This is a genomic window from Oscillibacter valericigenes, from assembly GCF_016902445.1.
Lineage (GTDB): Bacteria > Bacillota > Clostridia > Oscillospirales > Oscillospiraceae > Oscillibacter > Oscillibacter avistercoris.
Genome location: NZ_JACSNX010000016.1, coordinates 18,550 through 41,879 on the forward strand (window position 1 = coordinate 18,550; position 23,330 = coordinate 41,879).

Consider the following 23,330-nt stretch of genomic DNA (forward strand, 5'->3'; position numbering starts at 1 on the left):
GATGCTCTACAATGAATCCCAGGTGAGAAAAAAGTTGGAAAGGACGGGATCGAATGGGATCCATGGAAGAAAAGCTGAAAGAATACGCCCAGCTGCTGGTGCGGGTGGGCCTGAACGTCCGGAAGGGGCAGACGCTGGTGATCTCCTCCCCGGTGGAGTGCGCCTTCTTCGCCCGCCTCTGCGCGGCAGAGGCCTACGAGGCCGGCTGCCGGGAGGTGGTGATGAACTGGAGCGACGACGCGCTGGGCCGCATGAAGTACCTCCACGCCGAAGACGACGTGTTCGACACCGTGCCCCTGTGGCGGCGGCACTTCTACAACGACTACGCCCTGGAGGGGGCGGCGTATCTGGCCATCTCCGCCAGTGACCCGGAGAATCTCAAGGGCGTGGACCACGGCCGCATCGTCCGGGCCCAGCAGGCCAGCGGACGGGCGCTGAAGGACTTTGACCGGCTGCAGATGTGCGGCGGCTTCCCCTGGTGCATCGCCTCCATCCCCATCCCCAGCTGGGCAAAGAAGGTGTTCCCGGATCTGCCGGAGGACCAGGCCATGGAGCGGCTGTGGGAGGCCATCTTCCGGGCGGTCCGCATCTCCGGCGACGGCAGGTGCGTGGACCAGTGGCACCAGCATATCGAGACGCTGGCCCGCCGGGTGGAGAAGCTGAACCAGCTGAACTTCAAGTCTCTTCGCTATACCAATTCCCTTGGCACGGACCTGACGGTGGAGCTGCCGGAGGGCCACATCTGGGAGGCGGGCAACGACGTGACCCTCGCCGGTCAGACGTATATCGCCAACATCCCCACGGAGGAGGTGTTCACCTCTCCCCTGAAGACCGGCGTCAGCGGCGTGGTGTACTCCGCCCTGCCCCTGTCCCACAACGGCACCATCATCGACAAGTTCCACTTTGTGGTGCGGGACGGGAAGATCGTGGAGGTCCACGCGGAGCAGGGGGAGGAGGCCCTCAAGGCCGCCGTCACCGTGGACGAGGGGGCCAGCTACTTCGGCGAGGTGGCCCTGGTGCCCTATGACAGCCCCATCTCCAACCAGAAGATCCTGTTCTACAACACGCTGTTCGACGAGAACGCCGCCTGCCACATCGCCTTCGGCGAGGCGTATCCCTGCTTGAAGGGCGGCCAGGAGATGAGCAAGGACGAGCTGAAGGCCCGGGGCCTCAACGACTCCATCACCCACGTGGACTTCATGGTGGGCACGGCGGACCTGAACATCACCGGCACCACCCACGACGGGCGGGAGATCCCGGTATTCGTAAACGGAAATTTCGCAGAGGGAATTTGAGAAGATAAAATTTGAGCAGATAAAAGATAAGAGATATGAGATAAAAGATAAGAGATATGAGATAAAAGATAAGAGATATGAGATAAAAGATATTTTATCTGTCCGGCGGAGCCGGACTCCATTACCTTTATCTCTTCACTTTTATCTTTTATCTCAACAGCGCATAGGAGGGGCAACATGACATACGATCTGAGAAAGACCGATGAAAACGTGATGATCGCCGAGGGCGCCGCCGTGGTGGGCGACGTGCAGCTTGGAAAGGGCGTGAATATCTGGTACGGTGCCGTCCTCCGGGGGGACATGGGCCCCATTGCCGTGGGGGAGGACACCAACATCCAGGACGGCGCCATCCTCCACGAGGAGACCGTGGTGGGCAGGGGCTGCACCATCGGCCACGGGGCCATCGTCCACGGCTGCACGGTGGGGGACAACACCCTCATCGGCATGGGGGCCACCGTCCTCAACGGGGCCAGGATCGGCAGCGACTGCATCGTGGGGGCCGGGGCCCTGGTCACCGGCAAGATGGACGCACCTGACGGGTCCATGATCCTGGGCAGCCCCGCCAAGGTGGTCCGCCCCCTGACGGCGGAGGAGATCGAAAGCAACCGGATCTCCATGGAGGAATATCTGGAGGCCGCCGCCCGGTACCGGAAAGAGCGGGAGACCCGCTGAGACAGGCCTGCGGGCCGGAAAGAGAGTTTACCATTCATGGAATGGAACAAACAAAACATCAAGGGCCTGCTGCTGGTGGTCTGCGGCGGCGTGGCGTTCTACTGCGCATTGCAGAACCTGGACGTGGTCTGGGGCGCGGTGCGTGGTCTGCTGGGCATCCTGGCGCCCTTCCTGCTGGGCGGGGCTCTGGCCTTTGTGCTGAATGTGCCCATGCGGGCTATTGAGCGGCATCTGCTGCAAAACAGCCGCAGAGGCGCGAAGTTCCGCCGCCCCCTGGCCCTGGTGCTGACGCTGCTGGCGGTGCTGGGGGTGCTGGCCCTGGCCTCCCTGGTCATCGGGCCCGGCATCGCGGACGCGGTGATGTCCATCATCCGGGAGATCCCCGCCGCCTTTGACCGTCTGCAGAAGCAGCTCAACGGCCTTGCGGAATCCCTGGCGGCGTATCTGCCCATGATCCAGGAGTGGCTGGCGGGCGTGAACATCGACTGGGAGAGCCTTTCCCGCAGGGTCCTGGAGTATGCCCAGGCGCTGGGCTCCGGCATCGTCTCCTCCGGAGGCGGCTTCATCGGCGGGGTGGTCAGCGGCGTCAGTACCTTTGTCATCGGACTGATCTTCTCCTTTTACATCCTGCTGCAGAAGGAGAAGCTCAGCCGCCACGGCCGCCAGGTGATCTACGGCCTGCTGCCCCTGCGGCAGGCAGACCGGACCCTGGAGATCCTGCGGCTGGCCAGCCGGACCTTTTCCAGCTTCCTCTCCGGCCAGTGCCTGGAGGCCTGTATCCTGGGAACGCTGTTTGCCGTGGCCATGACCATCTTCCGAATGCCCTATGCGCTGCTGGTGGGCGTCCTCATCGCCCTGACGGCGCTGATCCCCATCGTGGGCGCCTTCATCGGCTGCGCCGTGGGGGCGCTGCTCATCGCCATCGACGACCCCTGGAAGGCGCTGTGGTTCATCGTGCTGTTCCTGGTGCTGCAGCAGATCGAGGGAAACCTCATCTATCCCCATGTGGTGGGCTCCTCTGTGGGGCTGCCCTCCATCTGGGTGCTGGCTGCCGTCACCCTGGGCGGCAGCCTGATGGGCATCACGGGGATGCTGTTCTTCATCCCCCTGTGCTCGGTGCTCTACACCCTGTTCCGCAGCTATGTGAAGGACCGGCTGGCCAAAAGGGCGGTCCCGGTGGAGAAGTGGCGGGACCCGCCGCCCGCGCCCCCCAGGCGCAGATAGCGCATCTCACCGGCACATCCCAAGGCCGGCTGTCCGATCGGACAGCCGGCCTTTTTTTCAAAAGATCCGAAAAACATATTGACAACTATCCTTGTCAATGCTATGCTATGCATGACAAGAATAGTTGTCAATTTGACTGGAAAGATTGTCAGGAAAGGGGATGAGCGGATGCCGCTGTACAACCGGCTGAAGGAGCACCGGGCCCGGCTGGGGGTGAACCAGCAGGAGATGGGGGCCCTGGCGGGGGTGTCCCGCCAGACCATCAGCCAGATCGAGCGGGGGGACTACTCCCCATCGGTGACCCTGGCGCTGAAGCTGGCCAGGATCTGCGGGGTGACCGTGGAGGACATTTTTTCGTATCAGGAGGATGAACACCATGAACACAACTAACAAGAACCTGAATCGGAGGGCCCTTCCGAAATTCCTGCTGTGGGTCGGCATCGGCGCCCTGGTGGGCTTCTGCGCCGGCCTTGCCAGCGGCATCCTGGGAGGGCTGAACGCCGAGGAGTGGGTGTCCGTCCGTCTCCCCGCCGCGCTGGGGGCCGTCGCCCCCTGGGGGATCCCGGTGACCTCCGCCATTCTGCTGGGTGTATGCCTGGGGCAGTATCGGGCTGCGAAAAAGCTCTGCGACAGCTGGGACGGGGAGGATGAGACCGCCCCGGACCAGGCGGACCAGCGGCTGAATATCGTGCTGCTGTGTTCCTCCCTTGCCATGATCCTGGACTTCCTGTTTTTGGGGATGGGGGTCCTGTATACAGAGGGCATGGCCACGGCGGCGGTGACTGTGGCGGAGATGCTGGTCTCCTGCGCCCTGGTGGTCCTGGCCCAGCAGAAAACGGTGGATCTGACACGGAGGATGAATCCGGAGAAGCAGGTCAGCGCCTATGACAGCAAGTTCCAGGAGAAGTGGTACGAGGTATGTGACGAGGCGGAGCGGGCCCAGATCGGCCGGGCGTCCTACCGGGCCTTCCGGGCGGTGAACCGGTTTTGCCCATTCCTCTGGCTGGCGCTGCTGCTCCTCAGCTATGTATTTCCCATCGGCCTGATGCCCCTGGCCGCAGTCCTGCTGGTGTGGGCGGTGCTGGAGGTGACCTATATCCTGGAGTGCATCCGGCTCAGCAGGAACAAGGAAGCGGCCCAATAACCCCTGCCGCCGCAGCCATCCCCCCGGAGACGCCCGGGAAATTCCTGAAGCCGGCCCGCTTGTCAGCGGGCCGGCTTTGTGGTATTCTAATTCTATTCGGAAAAACTGGCGGAGAGGTTGACCTTTTTGAAGAACGCCGCTCCGCCATGCGGCATCTGAGGGACGGAGGTACCCATGTTTGAAATGCTGTTGGTCCTGGCGGGGGCAGCCGTTGGGGTGGCCCTGCTGGTGGCTCTGGGGTATGGACTGGCCTGGGCTGTGCTCCACGGCCGGAGGAACGGCCCCGGCTGGGAGAAGCTGGACGGCTTCCGGTATGCCCACCGGGGACTTCACGGCTGCGGCGTGCCGGAGAATTCCCTGGCGGCCTTCCGCCGGGCGGCGGAGGCGGGATACGGCGCGGAGCTGGACGTACGTCTGACAAAGGACGGCCGCCTGGCGGTGATCCACGATGCCACGCTGGACCGGGTGTGCGGCGTCTCCGGCAGGGCAGCGGAGCTGACGGCTGCGGCCCTGTCTGCGCTGCGGCTGGCGGGCACGGAGGAGCGCATCCCCTTTCTGGAGGAGGTGGCGCCGCTGTTTGCCGGGCGGGCACCCCTGATCGTGGAGCTGAAGACCGACTGGCGCAGCGCCGGGGACCTTGCCCGCAGGACGGTGGAATGCCTGGACCGCTTCTCCATAGACTACTGCGTGGAGAGCTTCGACCCGCGGCCGCTGCTGTGGCTGCGCCGCCGTCGGCCGGATGTGCTGCGGGGGCAGCTGTCTCAGAATTTTCACCGCCATCCGTCGGGCCAGGGGCTCTGGAATCGGCTGGCGCTGACGAATCTGTTTTATAATGTGTTCACAAGACCGGACTTCGTGGCCTATCGGTTCGAGGATCGGGGGCAGCCTGCGGTGCGCCTGTGCCGCCGGTGGGGCATGCGGATGGCCTACTGGACGCTCCGTTCCTGGACAGAGGTGGTCCTGGCGGAGCGGGAGAGGGCACTGCCCATTTTTGAGACATTGGACGGACCAAAGGAGGAGACCCATTGAAGCGGACAAGGAAAGAGAAGAAGCAGTATAAAAAGGCGTTTCAGGAGGCCATGGCCCGGGAACTGCGGGAGCACAAGAGCTCCTTCATCGTTTTCTATATCCTGCGGCTGCTGGTGATCGTGGTGCTGGTGCGCCAGCTGATGCTGGCCAACTATGAGGGCGCGTTCTTCTGCATCCTGGCGTTTTTGCTGCTGTATGTGCCCAGCTGGATCCAGGTGAAGCTGCGGATCGAGCTGCCGCCGCCCCTGGAGATCACCATCTTCTGCTTTATCTTCGCAGCGGAGATCCTGGGAGAGGTCAACGCCTTCTACGTGGTGATCCCCGGGTGGGACACCATGCTCCACACCATCAACGGCTTCCTGGCCGCGGCGGTGGGGTTCTCCATGGTGATGCTGCTGAATGACGACGAGCGGGTGGCCTTTCACCTGTCCCCGGCGTTTCTGGCCATGGTGGCCTTCTGCTTTTCCATGACCATCGGCGTGCTGTGGGAGTTCTTCGAATTCGGGATGGACTACTTCCTGGGCACGGACATGCAGAAGGACACCGTCATCCACGCCATCCACACCGTGTCCCTGGACCCTACCCTGTCCAACAAGGTGGTGACCATACCGGACATCCAGGATGTGGTCATCAACGGGGAGAGTCTGGGCCTTGGCGGCTATCTGGACATCGGGATCATCGACACCATGAAGGACCTGTTCGTGAACTTCATCGGCGCGGTGGTGTTCTCTGTCACCGGCTTCCTCTATGTGAAGAGCAAGGGCCGGAAGAAGAGCGCGGCCCAGAGCTTTGTCCCCAGCAAAAAGACGGCGGAGCGGGACTATCTCCAGCAGGCGCTGGAGGAGGTCATGCAGGAAGAGGAGCAGCCGCCTGCCCAGGAGGGGCCCTCTGCGTCCGGAGAGCCGGAAGGGGCCTGACCGAGAACGAAGGAAAGCCGCCGGAGCCCGGCGGCTTTTCACTTTGAAAACAGCATGAAAGAGCGGCTGGCCAGATGGCCAGCCGCTCTGCGCTGTGCGGATGCGGTCAGTCGTCGATCTCCTGCTCTGCCTTGAGGATCGCGCCGGAGGCGGCGTCGATCTCATAGCTGTATTCCGTCCGCCCCACATGGAACTCCACCTCGTACAGGGTCCGGCCGTCGTCCCGGTCCAGCTCCACCTGGATGCGGGAGGCATCGCTCTCACTGACGCCGGCGTGGGACAGCGCAGCGGATCTGGCGGCCGCCTCGCCGATATAGGAGCCGGAGCTGCCGGAGGCTGTGCCGCCGCCGGATGTGCCGTAGGTCTCCCGCTCGCTCTTCAGCACGGCGCCGGTGTACAGATCGATCTCGTACTGGTACTCTGTGGAGCCTGCCAGGAACTCCACCTCATAGCACTCCGCCCGGCCGTCGTCGTGCTCCACCCAGCAGCGGAGATAGGTGGTGTCCGCCTGCCGGACGCCGGCATGCTGCAGCGCCGCGGCGGTGGCGGCCGCCTCGCCGATGTAGGAGCCAGAGCTGCCGGAGGCCGTTCCGCCGGACGTTCCGGCGGAGCCGCCGCCCTCCCGGGAGGATTTTACCACCTCGCCGGTGCGGGCGTCGATGTCGTAGTCATACTCAGAGCCGCCGGCGTAGAACTCCACCTCGTAGACCATCAGGCCGTCCTCGCTGTCGAACTCGATCTCCAGCTGGGCCACATCGCTCTCGCTGATGCCGGCGTGGGTCAGTGCGGCGCTTTTGGCTGCTTCCGCCGTGATGTAGGCCTTGGTGCTGGCGGTGCCGGTCTGGGTGACGGTCTGGGAGGTCAGGTGCCGGGACTCGGTGATGAGGGCGATCTCATTCACCGACAGAGGGGCCAGAGAGGCAAAGGACAGGGTGCTGTCCTGGGCGATGATCTCCTGGATCAGGGCCGCCTTGCCCACGGAGATGCCGTACTGCTGGGCCAGGGCGTTCAGGTCTGCACTCTCCGTCACGGTCTGGCTGAGGACGGCCCCCTCCAGGGAACCGCCCTGAAAGACGCTGTTGATGGTGTCCGTCAGGTGCTGCTGGAGCTGGGCGGACCTGGCGGCGTCCTGGTTCTCCACAGAAACCAGAATGGCGTTTTGTAAATCACTGAGATAGCCGTTCTGCAGCATGGAGCCGATCAGGGCGTTCACTGCCACGTCCAGGTCCGTGTCCGTCAGGTCCATGTCGCCCAGGATGATCTCCGCATCCTGGTTGAAGGGGGTGACGGAGAGCACCCGCTCCTGGGCGCTGACTTCCATGGACAGGCTGGGGTTCACATCCAGCATCACCACAGAGTCCACGGCGTTGGCTCCCCGCCAGCTGGTAATTCCGAACGCGCCGCCGCAGATAACCAGGGCCAGGGCGGCAGCCACCGCCAGGGGCGCCCAGCGGCGCTTCTTCTTCGGGGCCTCAAAGGGGAGGACGGTCCCTGTTTGGGGGCCGCAGGAGGCCAGGATGCGGTCCAGCGGATCGGGTGCGGCGTGTTCCACAGCGGTCCGCAGGCGCTGTTCCAGTTCTCGTTCGTCCAAGTCAGTCTGCCTCCTTCCATGCGAGTTGCAGCTTTTTCAGGGCCCGGCTGTATTTGGAGAGGACCGTGGGCAGCGGCAGCCCCAGCAGGGCGGCGATCTCCCGGTGCCGCAGACCCGTCAGGGCGTGAAGGGTCACGATCTGCCGCTCCTCGTCCCCCAGGGCGGAGAGCAGGGCCTGCAGCATCAGCCGGTCCTCATGGGTGACAGCAGGGCTGTCGGCCAGGCGGTCCTGCCAGTCCTCCTGGACCAGGGGCTCCGTCCGCCCATGCTCCCGCAGGCGGCTGATGGCCAGGTTCCGGGTGATGGTCAGCAGCCAGGCCATGGGCTTGCCCTGGGCCCGGTAGCCGCCGGCGGCGTTCCACACCTGCAGATAGGCGTCGTGGAGGATATCCTCCGCATCGTGGGCGTTTTTCACGATGGACAGGGCGAATCCGTAAACAGCGGGACGGGTGCGGCCGTACAGATCGGCCAGGGCGTTCTGATCCCCTCCGGCGATGCGGACGATACAGTCCTCCAGAGCGGCGTCTGCGCCCGGGTCCGGCTCCGCCACGGACATGCAGAATATCATGGGACCTCCTCCTGTTCACACAGACAACGCGCCAGCGGCGCGTTTTATTGCATCGCGGCCAAAAAAAATTTACCGGCCGCGCCCCTATGATAGCACATTCCAGCAAGCTTTCCAACCCTGGGCAGAAAATTTCCGGGACAGCGGCCGCTGTCCCGGAGGGGGATCAGGAGAGCATCCGGTCCGCTTCCGTGATGGGGCGGATCGGGCGGCAGGGGACACCGGCCGCCAGTACGCCGGCGGGAATATCCCGCGTCACCACGCTGCCGCCGGCGATGACGGACCCGTCTCCGATGGTGACGCCGGGCATCACCTGGACGCCGGCACCGATCCAGACGTCGCTGCCCACCCGGATGGGGCGGGCGTACTCCAGTCCCCGGTTCCGCTCCGCCGCCGCCAAGGGGTGGCCGGAGGTGTGAAAGCCGCACTGAGGCCCGATGAACACGTTGTCCCCAAAGGTCACGCCGCCGGCGTCCAGAATGACGCCGCCGTGGTTCATGTAAAAATTCCGCCCCACGGTGATATTGACGCCGTAGTCGCACCAGAAGGGCGGCTCGATCCGCAGCCCTTCTCCGGCAGCGCCCAGCAGGCGGCGCAGCAGGGCCTGGGCCGCCTCGATATCCGTCGTTTGATAGGCCAGCTGATTGAACTGCCGGCACAATGCCTTGCAGGCGGCCATCTCCGCCTGCAGGGCCGTATCGTGAGCCGGGTCGTACAGCATTCCCCGCAGCATCTTTTCCCGTTCTGTCATGGGCTCCTCCCTTGCGTCAGGCGGCCTGGAGGCCGCAGGATCTTTTCCCATTATAGCAGAGAAGCAGGGGCGGCGCAACAGACCGCCGCAGGTCCGGGGCAGCGTCAGCTCCGCGGATACTGGCTCGTGCTGCTCTCCAGCTCCGTGATGTGGCCGAAGCCGCTGACTTCGATGTCATACCAGGTGTCGCCGTTGACGATCTCGTAGCTGTACTCGTTCCACAGCCCCTCGCTGCTGGTTTCCCGGGAGATGATCTCTCCGCCGCCGGCGGCGTCCAGAGCGATCTGCTGGGCTTCGCTGCTGTCCACCCGCAGGGCAAAGATGGCCACCACCGCGATGACCGCCAATACCGCCACAGCGCCGGCGGCGATGCCGGCCAGCTTTTTTACAGACAGATTTTTCATAATAAATACCTCCAGTTGTTTGTTGGGGCGTGCGGCCCGCATGCTCCGTTCTGTGAGGATAACGCGCGAGCCGGCAGTTTTATTGCAGGCGCGGCTGAAAAACCGTTCGACAAATTCTTCGAATATGTATTTTTGTGTATATGCGAGCGGCGGGCTCCGAAAGAGCAGGGGAGAAAAAACCGCTGCAAACCGGGGAAACCGGCATGCAGCGGGATCTCTGGCACCCCTGACCAGACTCTAACTGGTGGCCTACCGCTTAGGAGGCGGTCGCTCTATACAACTGAGCTACAGGGGCGTATGGAATCAATATGTGTCGCTTCGGATGCTTGCATGGCCAGCCGCATCAGGGGCGGACTTTCCGCCCTGCTGAGCGGTCATGGCGGATCAGCAGAAAACATTGTACCTGTTTTCTGCCCCGCTGTCAATGGGAAAGGGCTGCCGCACAGGCGGCAGCCCTCGGTCGCTCACTGGATGACCCGCACCCGGATCACGTTTTCCAGCGCCGTCACCTCGTCGAGGACGGACTGATCCGCCGGGGCGCTCAGGTCCACGATGGTGTAGGCGTAATCCCCCCGGGACTTGTTGCTCAGGTTCTCCACGTTGATGCCGTCCCGGGACAGCAGCGTGGTGATGGCCGCCAGCATGGCGGGCACGTTCCTGTGGATCAGGCACAGCCGGCAGGCGCCGCTGCGCTCCTGGCTGACGGCAGGCATGTTCACGCTGTTGCGGATGTTGCCGTTTTCCAGATAGTCCCGCAGCTCGTCCACCGCCATGACGGCGCAGTTCTGCTCACTCTCCGGTGTGGAGGCCCCCAGGTGGGGCATGGCGATGACGTGGGGAGCGTTCACCAGGCGGTTGGTGGGGAAGTCCGTCACATAGGCCGCCACCCGGCCGGTGTCCAGGGCCGCCAGCATGGCATCGTCATCCACGATCTGTCCCCGGGCCAGGTTGATGAACCGGACGCCCCGCTTCATGGCGCCGATGGCCTTGGCGTCGATCATGTGCTCGGTCTCCTTGGTGTAGTGGATGTGGATGGTGATATAGTCCGCCCGCTTATACAGCTCGTTGATGTCCTTCACCACGTGGATGTGGCGGTCCAGCCGCAGGGCGGCGTCCACGGAGAGATAGGGATCGTAGCCGTACACGTCCATGCCCAGGGACAGGGCGATGTTGGCCACCAGGGATCCGATGGCGCCCAGACCGATGACGCCCAGGGACTTTTTATACAGCTCCGGCCCGATAAAGGCCGCCTTGCCCTTTTCCACCACGGTGGTCACATCCACGCCGGCGGCCACCTGCTGCCGCACCCACTGGATGCCCCCGTCCACATCCCGGGAGCCCATCAGCATGGCGCACAGCACCAGCTCCTTCACGGCGTTGGCGTTGGCGCCGGGGGTGTTGAATACCACGATGCCCTGCTCCGCGCAGCGGTCCAGGGGAATGTTGTTGACGCCGGCCCCCGCCCGGGCAATGGCCAGGAGATCCTTCGGGAAGTCATAGTCCAGAAGCTTGGCGGAGCGGACCAGGATGGCGTCCTCGTCCGTCACCGAATCAGAGACGGAGTACAGCGCCGGATCCAGGCGGTTCAGGCCGACAGGAGAGATCTTGTTGAATGTTTTGATGCGGTACATGGCAGAATGCCTCCATTGGGCGGCCCCAGCGGGCCGCGGTACTTGCGGGGGAACGTGCGGTGCTGGCACCGCTTCCGCCGCAGCATCTTCTATTATAGGAGCGGGCGGAGAGCGGCGTCAATGTGAGAACCGCCGAATCCGGCGGCATTCCGGCGGGAAGTTTTTGGAGAGGTATTACTTCTTTGACGAGCTGAAAAAATTGCCGAAAACAGCGGAGCGGCGGTGCTCCGGCCGCCGCATGTCTGTAAAAATTGCAAAATCCGGCGGATTTTTTTGAAAAACCCGGCAGGAATGGCTTGCAAAACTGGAGAGAACAGCATATAATGCAAAATTGTGTGCAAATCCCAACCGGCGGCTGAAATCTGGCGCCCGGCAGGGCATTTGCGTCTGTTGATCCGCCACCCGGCGCGCCCCGTCGTGCGGGGCCCCGGCGTGGCCTTGCCATAGAAGAAGGAGAAGAGAACTATGCAGAACGAACACTTGAGAAACGTCGCCATCATCGCCCACGTGGACCACGGCAAGACCACGCTGGTGGACGAGATGCTGAAGCAGGGCGGCGTCTACCGGGAAAACCAGGAGGTGGTGGACCGGGTCATGGACTCCGGCGACCTGGAGCGGGAGCGGGGCATCACCATCCTGGCCAAGAACACCGCCATCCGGTACAAGGATACCAAGATCAACATCGTGGACACCCCGGGCCACGCCGACTTCGGCGGCGAGGTGGAGCGCATCCTGAAGATGGTGAACGGCGTCATCCTGCTGGTGGACGCCGCGGAGGGCCCCATGCCCCAGACCCGCTTCGTCCTCAGCAAGGCCCTGGAGCTGGGCCACCGGGTCATCGTGGTGGTCAACAAGATCGACCGGCCCGACCAGCGGATCCACGAGGTGGTGGACGAGGTGCTGGAGCTGCTGATGGACCTGGACGCCACGCCGGAACAGCTGGACAGCCCCATGCTGTTCTGCTCCGGCCGGAACGGCACCGCCTCCTACTCCCCCGACGTGGCGGGCACCGACCTGACGCCCCTGTTCGAGACCATCCTGGAGTATATCCCCGCCCCGGAGGCGGATGTGGACCAGCCCTTCCAGATGCTGGTGAGCTCCATCGACTACAACGACTTTGTGGGCCGCATCGCCATCGGCCGCATCGAGCGGGGCACCCTGAAGCAGAACCAGGAGATCGCCGTGTGCAACTACCACGACCCGGAGGCCGTGCTCCGCAAGGCGAGAGCCACCGCCATCTATGAGTTCGAGGGCCTGGCCCGGAATCCGGTGACGGAGTCCACCGCCGGCAACATCATCGCCATGAGCGGCATCCCCGACATCACCATCGGCGACACCATCTGCGCCCCCGACTGTGTGGAGGCGCTGCCCTTTGTGAAGATCAGCGCCCCTACCCTGGAGATGACCTTCTCCGTCAACGACTCCCCCTTTGCCGGCAAGGAGGGCAAGTTCGTCACCTCCCGCCAGCTGCGGGACCGGCTGTACCGGGAGACGCTGAAGGACGTGTCCTTAAAGGTGTCCGACACCGACAAGGAGACCGCCTTCAACGTGGCGGGCCGGGGCGAGATGAGCCTGTCCATCCTCATCGAGACCATGCGCCGGGAGGGCTATGAGTTCCAGGTGTCTCCCGCCCGCGTGCTGTACCAGGAGATCGACGGCGTCAAGTGCGAGCCCATCGAGCGGCTGGTGGTGGACGTGCCCGGCGACTGCGTGGGTGCGGTCATCGAGAAGCTGGGCTCCCGCAAGGCGGACATGGTGGAGATGACCCCCGTGGGCAACCGGATGAAGATCGAGTTCCTGATCCCCGCCCGGGGCCTCTTCGGTTACCGCAGCGACTTTTTGACGGACACCAAGGGCGAGGGCATCATGGCCAGCGTGTTCGACTCCTATGCTCCCTATAAAGGCGACATCTCCCGCCGGGGCACCGGCTCCATGATCTCCTTCGACACCGGCGAGTCCGTCACCTACGGCCTGTACAACGCCCAGGAGCGGGGCACCCTGTTCATCGGGCCCGGCGTGCCGGTATACGCCGGCATGGTCATCGGCGTCAGCCCCCGGAGCGAGGACATCACCGTCAACGTCTGCAAGAAGAAGCAGCTGACCAACATGCGGGCCAGCGGCTCTGACGAGGCGCTGCGGCTGGTGCCCCCCAAGCAGATGAGCCTGGAGCAGTGCCTGGAGTTCCTGGCGGACGACGAGCTGCTGGAGGTCACCCCCAAGTCCCTGCGGATGCGCAAGTCCATCCTGGACCACGAGAAGCGCATGAAGGCGCTGCACGGCAAGAAGTAAATCCGTCCTTGCATGGGCCCCGGCCCCCGGAAGGGGGCTGGGGCCTGTTTGGTTGTCCGCCGTGGAACAGCTCAAAAAAATTTTTGAAAATTTCTTCCATAGGCGGTAACTTTTTTTCGCACCCGTACGTCTATACAGGCAAACGGAGCAAACGCTCCCCGGAAGCATTGGAAAGGATGAATGAGTTATGAAAAAGCGGATTCTGCAATGCCTGTCCCTGCTCCTGTGCGCCGCCCTGCTGGCGGTCCCCGCCGCGGCGGCAGAGACCTCTGACGAGGCGGCTGCGCCTGTCCGTCCCGGTCCTGTGCAGGTGTGGGGCACCCTGACCTGGCTGGACGACGGCGGCCTGTATGTAGAAAACTCCAGCGGGGATGAGACCCTGGACAAGGTGATCCTGCACGGTGAGTCCATCATCTGCCTGGACGCCGTCACCGGCGACCCCATGGATATCCAGGACCTGGAGGACGGCGACACCATCTACGCCTGGGTGGGACCTGCCATGACTTTGAGCATGCCGCCCCACGCCACGGCGATCCTGATCCTGGGCAACATCCCCGCCGACTACGCTGTGCCCCAGTTCTATGAGATCGTCTCCGTGACGCCCCAGGCCATGGCGGCCATCTATCCCACCCCGGCCCTGACCTGGACCGAGGTCACCGCCACCGACGGCACCACCCTGAAGATCACCGACGAGGCGGCCCTGACGCCCTATCTGACGAAGAACATCGTCCGGCTGGAGGACCTGATCCCCGGCACCCGGATCCTGGTGTGGTCTGACAGCCAGGGCCAGCCGGAGAAGGTGCTGGTGTTCCCCTATGAATACCGGGGCTATGTGACCGTGGCGGAGGACGGCACCGTGTCCACCAACGGCACCGCCGCGGCCCAGAAGGCCAAGACCACCGATGACGGCGATACCCTGCTGCCCGTCCGGGCGGTGGCGGAGGCACTGGGCATGAAGGTCCGCTGGGACGCCCAGCTGGGCGCCGTGGTCTCCTACGGCGACGACATGGAGAAGCCCGAGGGCGTGACCGGCGAGACATTGATGACCGCCATGCCCGGCGGCGATATCTCCGTGGTCAACAGCGACGGGAGCACCTCCGCGCTCTACGGCACCTGCCTGAAGGAGAACGGCGTCACCTATATCTCCCAGACCGCACTGCTCCAGGCCCTGGACCTGTACCTGGCGGCCTGATCCCGGCAGAAGCGAAGACCGGAAGCACCAGATCCCCGGCGGAATTTTCCGCCGGGGATCTGTAACGTTTGGGGCCCGCCGTGCGTTGATTCAGTGAAAGGGGGGAGGACCTTGGACCTTGAGACCATCTACCGGCTGTACTTCCGGGACGTCTACCGCTATGTCCGGGCACTCTCCCAAAACGAACACCTGGCGGAGGAGATCGCCCAGGAGACGTTCACCCGGGGCCTGCGGGCGGTGGACCGGTTCGACGGCCGGGGGGACGTCCGGGCGTGGCTGTTCACCATCGCCAAGAACGCCTGGGTGGACCACTGCCGCCGGCACCGGCGAGAGACAGAGCTGCCGGGGGAGGACCTGCCCGGCGGCGGGGACTTTGCCGGGGCGCTGGAGGACCGGGAGGAGGCCCTGGCCCTCCACCGGATCCTCCACGGCCTGCCGGAGCCCTATAAAGAGGTGTTCAGCCTGCGGGTGTTCGGGGAGCTGCCCTTCGGGGCCATCGGGCAGCTCTTCGGAAAGACGGAGGGCTGGGCCCGGGTGACCTGCTACCGGGCCAAGAGCCGGATCTTGCGACAATGGGAGGCGGAACGAGATGAATCTGAGCTGTGACGTGATCCGGGACCTGCTGCCCCTGTACGCCGACCGGGCGGCCAGCGCCGACACGGCCGCCCTGGTGGAGGAGCACCTGGCGTCCTGCCCCGCCTGCCGGGAGGAACTGGGGCGCCTGGGGGCGGCGCTGCCGGCGGAGCCGGAGGGGGCGGAGCCTCTGCGGCGCTTCAAGCGGCGGTGGCGGCGGAGACAGGTCCTCATCGCCGTGACGGCCGTGGTGGCGACGGCGGCGGTGGCGGCGGGGATCTTCCTGACCTGCTTCAGGGCCGCCGCGTGGCCGCCGGGGAGGTGGAGGTCTCTCTGGAACTGCAGTGGTCAGGCTCTGGTCTAGAGGCAGATTCTGGAAAAGCCGGGAGCCGGGGAGAGCTGGAACAGGGGAACTGGAGCGGCGTGATACATGTCCGCTCATCGGATGAGAAGAACCTGCGATCCAGGGTAGAGCCTTTTTCAGAGACAGATGAAAATGGAGTTACCGTGCGGGCGGGCTATGTCATGGATCTGTGGGAGGTGCCGGACTGGGCTCCCAGCGGCTCGGGCTCGATTACCGCCGGCTATGGCTATCCCAATGAGGCGGGGCCGATCCCGGAGGACTTTGATATCGTCTTTATCGTCCGCTACCGGGACGGGGCGGTCACTTACTCCGCCCGGGAGATGGGGCTGCTGGACCTGGCGGGGTGAGAAAAAACGTTTAATAGCCGGACGGCGGCGGGGCTTGTCCCCGCCGCTGTTTTTGGAAACCGAAGGGCCGCAGCTATGGGGGAGCGCGAGGGGGCGGAGCCCGCCTCGCATGGGATCGAATGCCCCGCACGCCTGGCCGCGGGGCGAGCGGAGCGAGGGCTTTTGCGCCGCACAGCGGCGCAAAAGGAACGGCATGCAGGCCGGGTGCTGGGTCCCGGATCCGGCTCCCGGCCGATGGGGCTTGTCCCCGCCGCCGTTTCCCGGTATAATGGAGCCAACTTATTTCTGTCAGGGGGAATTTGACTATGAACACCCGCATGGAACACGACACCATGGGCGAGATCGCCGTCCCGGCGGACCACCACTGGGGCGCCCAGACCCAGCGGAGCCTGGAGAATTTCCGGATCGGCGGCCAGCGCCAGCCCCGGGAGATCATCACCGCCTTTGCCTATTTGAAGGAGGCCTGCGCCCTGGCCAATGCCGACTGCGGCAAGCTGACGGCGGAGCAGGCCGGGGCCATCTCCGCCGTGTGCCGGGAGATCCGGGCGGGGAAGTGGGACGAGGAGTTCCCCCTGGTGGTGTGGCAGACCGGCAGCGGCACCCAGACCAACATGAACGTCAACGAGGTCATCGCCCATCTGGCGGCGGACCGGGGGGTCAAGCTCCACCCCAACGACCATGTGAATGCCTCCCAATCCAGCAATGACACCTTCCCCTCCGCCCTCCACATCGCAGCGGCTTTGAGCGTCACGGAGCAGGTGCTGCCGGCGGCGGAGCGGCTGGCGGCGGCCTTCCGGAAGCTGGAGGAGGGGTATCCCGACCTGATCCGCATCGGACGGACCCACCTGCAGGACGCCACGCCCCTGCGATTCGCCCAGGAGGTCTCCGGCTGGCGGGAGCTGGTGGAGGCCCCCTGCCGGATGCTCCGTACCGCCCTGCCGGAGCTTCAAAAGCTGGCCATCGGCGGCACCGCCGTGGGCACCGGCCTCAACGCCCCCAGGGGGTATGACGAGATGGTGTGCCGGCGGCTGCGGGAGATGACCGGGGCGGACTTCACGCCGGACGAAAACAAGTTCCACGCCTTGACCAGCAAGGACGCCCTGGTGTTCGCCCACGGGGCCCTGAAGGCCCTGGCGGCCAACCTTATGAAGATCGCCAACGACATCCGCTGGGAGGCCAGCGGCCCCCGGTGCGGCATGGGGGAGCTCCGCATCCCGGAGAACGAGCCCGGCAGCTCCATCATGCCCGGCAAGGTGAACCCCACCCAGTGCGAGGCCGTCACCATGGCGGCGGTCCAGGTGATGGGGAACGACGCGGCCATCGGCTTTGCCGCCAGCCAGGGGAACTTCCAGCTGAACGTGTTTTTGCCGGTGAGCGCTTACAACTTCCTCCTCTCCGCCCGGCTGCTGACGGATGTGATGGACTCCTTCCGGGTCCACTGCGTGGAGGGCATCACCCCCGACGCGGAGAAGATGACCGCCAACCTGAACAACTCTCTGATGCTGGTGACCTGCCTGACGCCGAAGATCGGCTACGAGGCGGCGGCGGAGTGCGCGAAAAAGGCCCTCCGCGACGGCACCACGCTGAAGGAGGCGGTGCTGGTGCTGGGGTATCTGACGGGGCCGGAGTTCGACGAGACGGTCCGGCCGGAGAAGATGGTGTGAAATGGGATCCCACCGGGACGGAAAATTTTCCGTCCCCGGTGGGATACTCTGCTGTTTTGGGACGTTTACCAGGTAGGGGGGATGCGCCCCCGAGAGAAAACAGGAGGCGAGGGCATTGCTTTCGACACTGCTGGCCATGCTGGAGACGGAGGAGGACCGGGAACGGTTTTTGAAGCTCCACGGGGCCTATGAGAAGAAGCTGTACGCCGTGGCAGCCCGGGTGCTGGGGGACCGGACCGCGGCGGAGGACGCGGTGCAGCAGACCTGGCTGCAGATCATCCGCCGGTGGGACCGGGTGAGCCAGCTCCCCTGGAGCGAGACGGAGGGATATCTGGTGACCGCTGTGAAAAACACGGCGGTGGACATGCTGCGCCGCGAGCGGCGGGAGGAAGCCCTGCCGGAGGACTGGGACCCGCCCGCCCCGGAGACGGGGGAGGGGGCCTATCGCTATCTGGTGGACCTGATCCGGGCCCTGCCGGAGGGGTACCGGCGGGTGCTGGAGCTGAAGTGCGTGGAGGAGGAGAGCAACCGGGAGATCGCCCGGCGGCTGGGGCTGAAGGAGTCCACCGTTGCCACCCGCGTCCTGCGGGGGCGGGCCATGCTGGCGGAGGCGCTGGAGAAGGAGGGGTACGTCCATGGATGAGCAGATGCTGCGGCGCGCCCTGATGGAGGCCAACCTGGAGCGGTTCCGGGACGTGCTGGAGGGTGCGGACCGGGACTGGAACTGGTCGCCCCGGTATCTCCGCAGCCGGACGCGGCTACTGGCGGACCCCTTCGGCTGGGCCAAGCGGATGGCCCGGCCGGTGTGGAAGCGGGCAGTCCGGGCGGCGGCCTGCGTGGCCTTGGCCTCACTGGTGACCCTGGGGGGCCTGATGGCGGTGAGCCCCACCGTCCGGGCGGCGGTGCTGGGGTGGCTCCACCAGGTGCGGGAGGATCTGGTGATCTTCTTCAACCTGGAGCGGACTGCCGCGGAGGACCCGCCCGGCGGCTGGCGGCTGTCAGAGGTGCCGGAGGGCTTTGTGCTGACGGACCTGGACCCGAGGGAGAGCTCCGGCACGTGGCAGTACGAAAAACCGGAGACCGGCGCCCGGCTGTGGTTCTCCGTCTATACCCCGGAGGCCGGGGAGGTGGCCACCAATGTGGAGGACACCCGGAACGCAGAGGACACCCATACCGCCGTCACCGTACAGGGGTACGAGGCGGACCTCTTCCAGACTGCGGGGACGGCGCTGCTGACGTGGCAGAACGAGGCGGGGTATCTCTTTTTGCTGCGGGCCACGGACTTTGACGACACGGAGACCCTGCTGGCCCTGGCGGAGGGGGCGGCGCCCTACGAGGGCACCGGCGCGGCCTGGGAGATGGGCTGGGTGCCGGAGGGCTACGCGCCCATGTACCGGGATGAGGGTGCCGGAGCCATCCAGCAGGTGTGGGTGAAGGACGGGACGCTGCTGACCTGGAAGTATGTCACCGACCCCATCTGTCCCTTCAGGACCCCGGATGGAGAGCCGGAGGAGATCGACCTGCGGGGCGTCACCGGCTGCTACTGGGCGGCGGAGGAGGCACCGGAGGAGAGCGGCGGCTCCACCTTTACCGTGGACGGCGAGGAGGTCCAGGCGGAGGGCTCCTCCATCACCGTGGGTGGCGTCACCATCATCACCGGCAGTTCCACGGACACGGAGGAGACCGGCACCCTGGTGTGGACGGACCCGGAGACCAACACAACCTTCTTCCTGGAGGGGGCGCTGGACCGCTTTGACCTGCGGGATATGGTTACCTTCATGGAAGAGACGGAGCCCCAGTTCTCCTCCCCCGTAAAAGGCGCTGCGTTCCAGAGCGGCACCGCCGGAAGCGGCGCGGACTGACACCGTCACTTTCCGCAAAACCGCGCCTCCGTTTTGCCGCTTCCTATAAAAATCAACATCCCGTGGGACAAAACAGGCCCCCGGCACGTTCAGTAGATAGAACGGCCGGGGGCCTGTCTCCCGGAAAATAGCAGACGCAGAAAGGAAGGATTTCCATGAAAAAACGGTTCCCATCATTTCTGGCCGGCGCCGCAACGGCCCTGGCCCTGACGGCCCTGGCCACCTCCGCCCTGGCGGCCTCCGGACAGGTGCAGTTCAACTTCGCCGGGGTGGCCCTGGACGGGGAGATGAAGATCACCGCCGGCAGCGACATCACCGCGCCCAACGGTCAGCAGGTCCCTGGCTCCATCCTCTATGTGGACGAGGCGGGCGGCAAGACCAACTACCTGCCCATCCGGACCATCAGCGAGCTGCTGGGGGTGGAGGTGGGCTACGACTCCGCCTCCCGCACCGTGCTGCTGGGAGAGCAGACTGTGCCGTCCGCCGCAGCGGCCGCTGAAACCGGCACTTACTGGCACAAGGAGAGCGATGAGGACGGCATCACATACGCCAGCGAGGACACCGGGACCGACTACACCGGAGCCCCCGGCTACGCGCTGACAAATCTGCCGGAGGGCTGGGGGCTGGAGTCCATCCGGAGCCACGGCGGGACGAACTACTGGAATGGCAGCAGCATGATCTCCTTCTCCTGCGCCTATCCCGACGGCGGGGGCTTCGGCTGGAGCCCCGGCAGCGGGGAGATCCCCTGCCGCACCGTCACCGTGAACGGCCATGACGCGGAACTTTACACCTACAGCAGCGAATACGGCGACAGCTGCTTGTTGGTGTGGGAGGACGAAGCGGGGGTGCTGTTCTGGTTCACCGGGTCGGATGTGGACCCGGACACCCTGGTGGAGATCGCCTCCTCTGTAGAGCCCACGTCGGAGACCGCGCCCGCTTGTGAGGCCGGCTGGCTGCCCGGCGGCTACAGCTGGTTTGAAACCAACGCCTCCGACGGCGCAGTGGAGACCACCTGGATCGGAGAGGACAGGGACAGCAATATCACCCTGACCTGTTCTGCCAGCCCCCTTCTGCTGCCGGAGGGGACGGGAAAGACCGTGCGCTTCAGCGGTGTGACCGCCAAGTTCTGGGAGGCGGAGAAGCCTCACGAGGCAGACGAACGGGAGCCTGAGACTGTGGGCGGCGTGACGATCACATCTACCTCGATTTCCGGCCCCCGGGCGGCGGATGTAGCAACCCTGGCCTGGACGGACGCGGACACCGGCCTGAACTTCCGCCTCCACGGCGCCGTGGATCAGGAGACGCTGCTCCGCGTGGCGGGGAGCCTGTGGATCAAGTGAAGATCGGACGGCGCCTACAAAAGCGGCCCCGGCGGGGATATCCCGCCGGGGCTTTGCCGTCAGCAGCACTGGCTGCAGCCGCAGGTGAATCGAACGGTGACATACCGCCGCAGGAAGCAGAGGATGCCGCCCCCCATCAGGGCCAGAAAGGCACAGCACAGGGCCGCACCGATGTGCAGTCCCACGCCGGAGGAGGCGGAGAGGGCCGTGATCAGCGCCGTCAGCAGGGCGCCCAGGGCGCCGGCTGCAGAGGCCTCGCCGCAGCAGAGCCAGGCGTCGGCCAGAGCCGGCGTCCGGTCAGCCAGCAGTCCACCCAGCAGATAGGCCAGCAGTCCGCCGAGTCCGGCGGCAGCGGCAGCTGCAAAAAAGAGAAGCGCGGCGGAGGAGCCGGCAGTCAGCGTCAGGACGCCCGACCGCAGCAGGGCGAACACCAGTCCGCCCACGGCCAGGGCCCCCAGGACCAGAGCCAGGAGATAACAGAAGCAGCGTTTCATCGGATCAGCCTTTCTATTCAAAACGCGCAGGTCCGCCCGGCGGAGCGATGCCCCGCAGACCATTCTATGCTCCGCCGCCCCAAAGGGTACAAAGAAAAAATATACGGTAAAATACAGTATTAGAGGAAAATATGCAAAAATTTATGAATAAACAAATCGAATGTGAAAAATTATCCAAGTGTGGCAGAAAATGTTGTACAAAATGACACTTGAATAAATATGCACGATAGACGTATAATTTGAACATCATCAAACGAGACTCCACGGGAGGGCATTCATTATGAAGAAGAAAGACATCAAAAAGATCGTGCTGGCCTATTCCGGCGGCCTGGACACGTCCATCATCATCCCCTGGCTGAAGGAGAACTACAATGATCCCGAGATCATCGCCGTGTCCGGCGATGTGGGCCAGGACGACGAGCTGGAGGGCCTGGAGGAAAAGGCCATCAAGACCGGCGCCAGCAAGCTGTACATCGCCGACCTCACCGACGAGATGGTGGATGACGTCATCATCCCCTCCCTGAAAATGGGCGCCAGCTACGAGCAGTATCTGCTGGGCACTGCCTTCGCCCGGCCCATCATCGCCAAGAAGCTGGTGGAGATCGCCAAGGCGGAGGGCGCCGACGCCATCGCCCACGGCTGCACCGGCAAGGGCAACGACCAGGTGCGGTTCGAGCTGGCCATCAAGCGGTTCGCCCCGGATATGACCATCATCGCCCCCTGGCGGGAGTGGGACATCAAGGGCCGGGACGAGGAGATCGACTACGCCGAGGCCCACAACGTGCCCCTGAAGATCAGCCGGGAGACCAACTACTCCAAGGACAAGAACCTGTGGCACCTGAGCCACGAGGGCCTGGACCTGGAGGACCCGGCCAACGAGCCCCAGTACGAGAAGCCCGGCTTCCTGGAGATGGGCGTCAGTCCCATCCAGGCCCCCGATGCGCCCACCTATGTGACCATCGACTTTGAGAAGGGCGTACCCGTGGCCGTGGACGGCGAGAAGATGAAGGCCAGCGACATCATCCGCAAGCTGAACAAGCTGGGCGGTGAGAACGGCATCGGCCTGCTGGACATCGTGGAGAACCGGCTGGTGGGCATGAAGGACCGGGGCGTGTACGAGACCCCCGGCGGCACCATCCTCTACAAGGCCCACCAGTGCCTGGAGATGATCACCATCGACAAGGACACCGCCCACATGAAGAGCAAGCTGGCGGTGGACTTCGCGGACCTGGTGTACAACGGCAAGTGGTTCACCCCCCTGCGGGAGGCTCTGAGCGCCTTCGCCGACAAGACCCAGGAGCACGTCACCGGCAGCGTGAAGCTGAAGCTCTACAAGGGCAACATGATCACCGCCTCCATCACCTCTCCCGAGAGCCTGTACTCCGAGGAGCTGGTGACCTTCAACGAGAGCAGCTACGACCAGACCAACGCCACCGGCTTTATCAACCTGTGGGGCCTGCCCGACACGGTGCTGGCGCTGCGGGAGCAGGGGAAGCTGTAAGGGACACAAGGGGGCTTGTCCCCCTTGACCCTTTTTCGGGAGACGTCCCATTGGACGGAAGAATCAGCTATGATGATAGCTGGGCAATGCACTCCCCATTCTCTTTTTGTTCTTGACAAAAAGAGAACGGGCCGTACCCGCAAGGGGTACGCCGCATCCGTAAGCGGCAAAGCCGCCAACGGCTGCGCAGTGCACGGTCCAAGAGAAAAAATCGCTTAGGCGCGCTCCGGCACCTTCGTGCCTCCGCGCTGTACGAGGGTCGGCGTATCGGTGCAAGCGCCGATTTTGGATTGCCTTCGGGCACGCTATCGTCTTCTGCGAGGTCGATACTGCCGTCCCGTGGTGGATGGTGCGGAGGGCGTCGGGGTGGTCATCGCATTGAGCTGCTTCTCTTTTCGCTGTCGCTGGCCGGTGGTTGATGGGGCTTCTGCAACGGGCCGATGAGGGCATCGGCCCCTACGAGCACACGGGTAGCGCGTAG

23 protein-coding genes and 1 tRNA gene are annotated in these 23,330 nt (G+C 64.5%); 17 read left to right on the forward strand and 7 right to left on the reverse strand.

Going from position 1 to position 23,330, the window contains the following annotated elements; translation table 11 throughout:
- The first annotated feature begins 53 nt into the window (after positions 1–53).
- From H9X91_RS10025 to H9X91_RS10055, 7 genes are all read left to right on the forward strand, one after another.
- A complete protein-coding gene (locus H9X91_RS10025; RefSeq protein ID WP_420850736.1) occupies positions 54–1,295 on the forward strand; it encodes an aminopeptidase in 1,242 nt (413 codons plus the stop codon).
- A gap of 177 nt (positions 1,296–1,472) precedes the next feature.
- Positions 1,473–1,967, forward strand: a complete 495-nt coding sequence (locus tag H9X91_RS10030; protein ID WP_204804760.1) for a gamma carbonic anhydrase family protein — start codon at positions 1,473–1,475, stop codon at positions 1,965–1,967.
- Positions 1,968–2,003: 36 nt separating this feature from the next.
- Positions 2,004–3,191: an AI-2E family transporter gene (locus H9X91_RS10035; protein WP_204804761.1), complete on the forward strand. Its 1,188-nt coding sequence runs from the start codon at positions 2,004–2,006 to the stop codon at positions 3,189–3,191.
- 168 nt (positions 3,192–3,359) lie between these two features.
- Positions 3,360–3,581, forward strand: a complete 222-nt coding sequence (locus tag H9X91_RS10040) for a helix-turn-helix transcriptional regulator (RefSeq protein WP_204804763.1) — start codon at positions 3,360–3,362, stop codon at positions 3,579–3,581.
- A complete protein-coding gene (locus H9X91_RS10045; RefSeq protein ID WP_204804765.1) occupies positions 3,568–4,335 on the forward strand; it encodes a DUF3169 family protein in 768 nt (255 codons plus the stop codon). The genes H9X91_RS10040 and H9X91_RS10045 overlap by 14 nt, the downstream gene beginning before the upstream one ends.
- A 174-nt stretch (positions 4,336–4,509) precedes the next feature.
- Entirely contained in the window at positions 4,510–5,364 is an 855-nt protein-coding gene (locus tag H9X91_RS10050) for a glycerophosphodiester phosphodiesterase family protein (RefSeq protein ID WP_204804767.1), read from the forward strand.
- Entirely contained in the window at positions 5,361–6,281 is a 921-nt protein-coding gene (locus H9X91_RS10055) for a DUF2238 domain-containing protein (protein WP_338111973.1), read from the forward strand. Before H9X91_RS10050 ends, H9X91_RS10055 begins: the two co-directional genes overlap by 4 nt.
- A 106-nt stretch (positions 6,282–6,387) precedes the next feature.
- Here the strand turns inward: H9X91_RS10055 and H9X91_RS10060 are convergent, their stop codons facing one another.
- From H9X91_RS10060 to H9X91_RS10085, 6 genes are all read right to left on the reverse strand, one after another.
- A complete protein-coding gene (locus H9X91_RS10060) occupies positions 6,388–7,872 on the reverse strand; it encodes a PepSY domain-containing protein (RefSeq protein ID WP_204804769.1) in 1,485 nt (494 codons plus the stop codon).
- A gap of 1 nt (position 7,873) precedes the next feature.
- Entirely contained in the window at positions 7,874–8,440 is a 567-nt protein-coding gene (locus H9X91_RS10065) for an RNA polymerase sigma factor (protein WP_204804771.1), read from the reverse strand.
- Between the two features lie 163 nt (positions 8,441–8,603).
- The gene (locus H9X91_RS10070; RefSeq protein WP_204804773.1) at positions 8,604–9,188 is read right to left on the reverse strand and encodes a sugar O-acetyltransferase; all 585 of its coding nucleotides are present in this window, start codon (positions 9,186–9,188) and stop codon (positions 8,604–8,606) included.
- A gap of 104 nt (positions 9,189–9,292) precedes the next feature.
- Complete coding sequence (locus H9X91_RS10075) at positions 9,293–9,592, reverse strand: hypothetical protein (protein ID WP_204804775.1); 300 nt, start codon at positions 9,590–9,592, stop codon at positions 9,293–9,295.
- A gap of 218 nt (positions 9,593–9,810) precedes the next feature.
- Positions 9,811–9,887: transfer RNA gene (locus H9X91_RS10080), tRNA-Arg, on the reverse strand.
- A 169-nt stretch (positions 9,888–10,056) separates the two neighbouring features.
- Positions 10,057–11,223, reverse strand: a complete 1,167-nt coding sequence (locus H9X91_RS10085; RefSeq protein ID WP_204804777.1) for a phosphoglycerate dehydrogenase — start codon at positions 11,221–11,223, stop codon at positions 10,057–10,059.
- 465 nt (positions 11,224–11,688) lie between these two features.
- On the opposite strand from H9X91_RS10085, the gene typA reads away from it, so the two are divergent.
- From typA to H9X91_RS10130, 9 genes are all read left to right on the forward strand, one after another.
- The gene (gene typA / locus H9X91_RS10090; RefSeq protein WP_204804779.1) at positions 11,689–13,512 is read left to right on the forward strand and encodes a translational GTPase TypA; all 1,824 of its coding nucleotides are present in this window, start codon (positions 11,689–11,691) and stop codon (positions 13,510–13,512) included.
- Between the two features lie 187 nt (positions 13,513–13,699).
- Positions 13,700–14,704, forward strand: coding sequence for a stalk domain-containing protein (locus tag H9X91_RS10095; protein ID WP_204804781.1), 1,005 nt, complete (start codon positions 13,700–13,702; stop codon positions 14,702–14,704).
- A 111-nt stretch (positions 14,705–14,815) separates the two neighbouring features.
- Complete coding sequence (locus H9X91_RS10100) at positions 14,816–15,310, forward strand: RNA polymerase sigma factor (RefSeq protein WP_204804782.1); 495 nt, start codon at positions 14,816–14,818, stop codon at positions 15,308–15,310.
- Positions 15,294–15,641 (forward strand): zf-HC2 domain-containing protein, encoded by a 348-nt coding sequence (locus H9X91_RS10105; RefSeq protein WP_204804783.1) that lies wholly within the window; start codon positions 15,294–15,296, stop codon positions 15,639–15,641. Before H9X91_RS10100 ends, H9X91_RS10105 begins: the two co-directional genes overlap by 17 nt.
- A 161-nt stretch (positions 15,642–15,802) precedes the next feature.
- Positions 15,803–15,988, forward strand: coding sequence for a hypothetical protein (locus H9X91_RS10110; RefSeq protein ID WP_204804784.1), 186 nt, complete (start codon positions 15,803–15,805; stop codon positions 15,986–15,988).
- Between the two features lie 305 nt (positions 15,989–16,293).
- Positions 16,294–17,652: a class II fumarate hydratase gene (fumC, locus tag H9X91_RS10115; RefSeq protein ID WP_204804785.1), complete on the forward strand. Its 1,359-nt coding sequence runs from the start codon at positions 16,294–16,296 to the stop codon at positions 17,650–17,652.
- A 115-nt stretch (positions 17,653–17,767) separates the two neighbouring features.
- Positions 17,768–18,295, forward strand: a complete 528-nt coding sequence (locus H9X91_RS10120) for an RNA polymerase sigma factor (RefSeq protein ID WP_204804786.1) — start codon at positions 17,768–17,770, stop codon at positions 18,293–18,295.
- Entirely contained in the window at positions 18,288–19,514 is a 1,227-nt protein-coding gene (locus H9X91_RS10125) for a hypothetical protein (RefSeq protein ID WP_204804787.1), read from the forward strand. The genes H9X91_RS10120 and H9X91_RS10125 overlap by 8 nt, the downstream gene beginning before the upstream one ends.
- A 155-nt stretch (positions 19,515–19,669) precedes the next feature.
- Positions 19,670–20,854 carry a DUF4367 domain-containing protein gene (locus H9X91_RS10130; protein WP_204804789.1) on the forward strand — a complete coding sequence of 395 codons (1,185 nt, stop codon included), beginning with the start codon at positions 19,670–19,672 and terminating at the stop codon, positions 20,852–20,854.
- 59 nt (positions 20,855–20,913) lie between these two features.
- Here the strand turns inward: H9X91_RS10130 and H9X91_RS10135 are convergent, their stop codons facing one another.
- Complete coding sequence (locus H9X91_RS10135; protein ID WP_204804791.1) at positions 20,914–21,348, reverse strand: hypothetical protein; 435 nt, start codon at positions 21,346–21,348, stop codon at positions 20,914–20,916.
- A 280-nt stretch (positions 21,349–21,628) separates the two neighbouring features.
- Between H9X91_RS10135 and H9X91_RS10140 the strand changes: the two genes are divergently transcribed.
- A complete protein-coding gene (locus H9X91_RS10140) occupies positions 21,629–22,849 on the forward strand; it encodes an argininosuccinate synthase (protein ID WP_204804793.1) in 1,221 nt (406 codons plus the stop codon).
- Positions 22,850–23,330 lie beyond the last annotated feature (481 nt).

Bases quoted from the DNA above. Each gene is read 5' to 3' on its own strand.
- H9X91_RS10025 (WP_420850736.1), top strand. From the start codon at position 54: ATGGGATCCATGGAAGAAAAGCTGAAAGAATACGCCCAGCTGCTGGTG.
- H9X91_RS10030 (WP_204804760.1), top strand. From the start codon at position 1,473: ATGACATACGATCTGAGAAAGACCGATGAAAACGTGATGATCGCCGAG.
- H9X91_RS10035 (WP_204804761.1), top strand. From the start codon at position 2,004: ATGGAATGGAACAAACAAAACATCAAGGGCCTGCTGCTGGTGGTCTGC.
- H9X91_RS10040 (WP_204804763.1), top strand. From the start codon at position 3,360: ATGCCGCTGTACAACCGGCTGAAGGAGCACCGGGCCCGGCTGGGGGTG.
- H9X91_RS10045 (WP_204804765.1), top strand. From the start codon at position 3,568: ATGAACACAACTAACAAGAACCTGAATCGGAGGGCCCTTCCGAAATTC.
- H9X91_RS10050 (WP_204804767.1), top strand. From the start codon at position 4,510: ATGTTTGAAATGCTGTTGGTCCTGGCGGGGGCAGCCGTTGGGGTGGCC.
- H9X91_RS10065 (WP_204804771.1), bottom strand. From the start codon at position 8,440: ATGATATTCTGCATGTCCGTGGCGGAGCCGGACCCGGGCGCAGACGCC.
- H9X91_RS10070 (WP_204804773.1), bottom strand. From the start codon at position 9,188: ATGACAGAACGGGAAAAGATGCTGCGGGGAATGCTGTACGACCCGGCT.
- H9X91_RS10075 (WP_204804775.1), bottom strand. From the start codon at position 9,592: ATGAAAAATCTGTCTGTAAAAAAGCTGGCCGGCATCGCCGCCGGCGCT.
- H9X91_RS10085 (WP_204804777.1), bottom strand. From the start codon at position 11,223: ATGTACCGCATCAAAACATTCAACAAGATCTCTCCTGTCGGCCTGAAC.
- typA (WP_204804779.1), top strand. From the start codon at position 11,689: ATGCAGAACGAACACTTGAGAAACGTCGCCATCATCGCCCACGTGGAC.
- H9X91_RS10095 (WP_204804781.1), top strand. From the start codon at position 13,700: ATGAAAAAGCGGATTCTGCAATGCCTGTCCCTGCTCCTGTGCGCCGCC.
- H9X91_RS10105 (WP_204804783.1), top strand. From the start codon at position 15,294: ATGAATCTGAGCTGTGACGTGATCCGGGACCTGCTGCCCCTGTACGCC.
- H9X91_RS10110 (WP_204804784.1), top strand. From the start codon at position 15,803: ATGGATCTGTGGGAGGTGCCGGACTGGGCTCCCAGCGGCTCGGGCTCG.
- fumC (WP_204804785.1), top strand. From the start codon at position 16,294: ATGAACACCCGCATGGAACACGACACCATGGGCGAGATCGCCGTCCCG.
- H9X91_RS10125 (WP_204804787.1), top strand. From the start codon at position 18,288: ATGGATGAGCAGATGCTGCGGCGCGCCCTGATGGAGGCCAACCTGGAG.
- H9X91_RS10130 (WP_204804789.1), top strand. From the start codon at position 19,670: ATGAAAAAACGGTTCCCATCATTTCTGGCCGGCGCCGCAACGGCCCTG.
- H9X91_RS10135 (WP_204804791.1), bottom strand. From the start codon at position 21,348: ATGAAACGCTGCTTCTGTTATCTCCTGGCTCTGGTCCTGGGGGCCCTG.
- H9X91_RS10140 (WP_204804793.1), top strand. From the start codon at position 21,629: ATGAAGAAGAAAGACATCAAAAAGATCGTGCTGGCCTATTCCGGCGGC.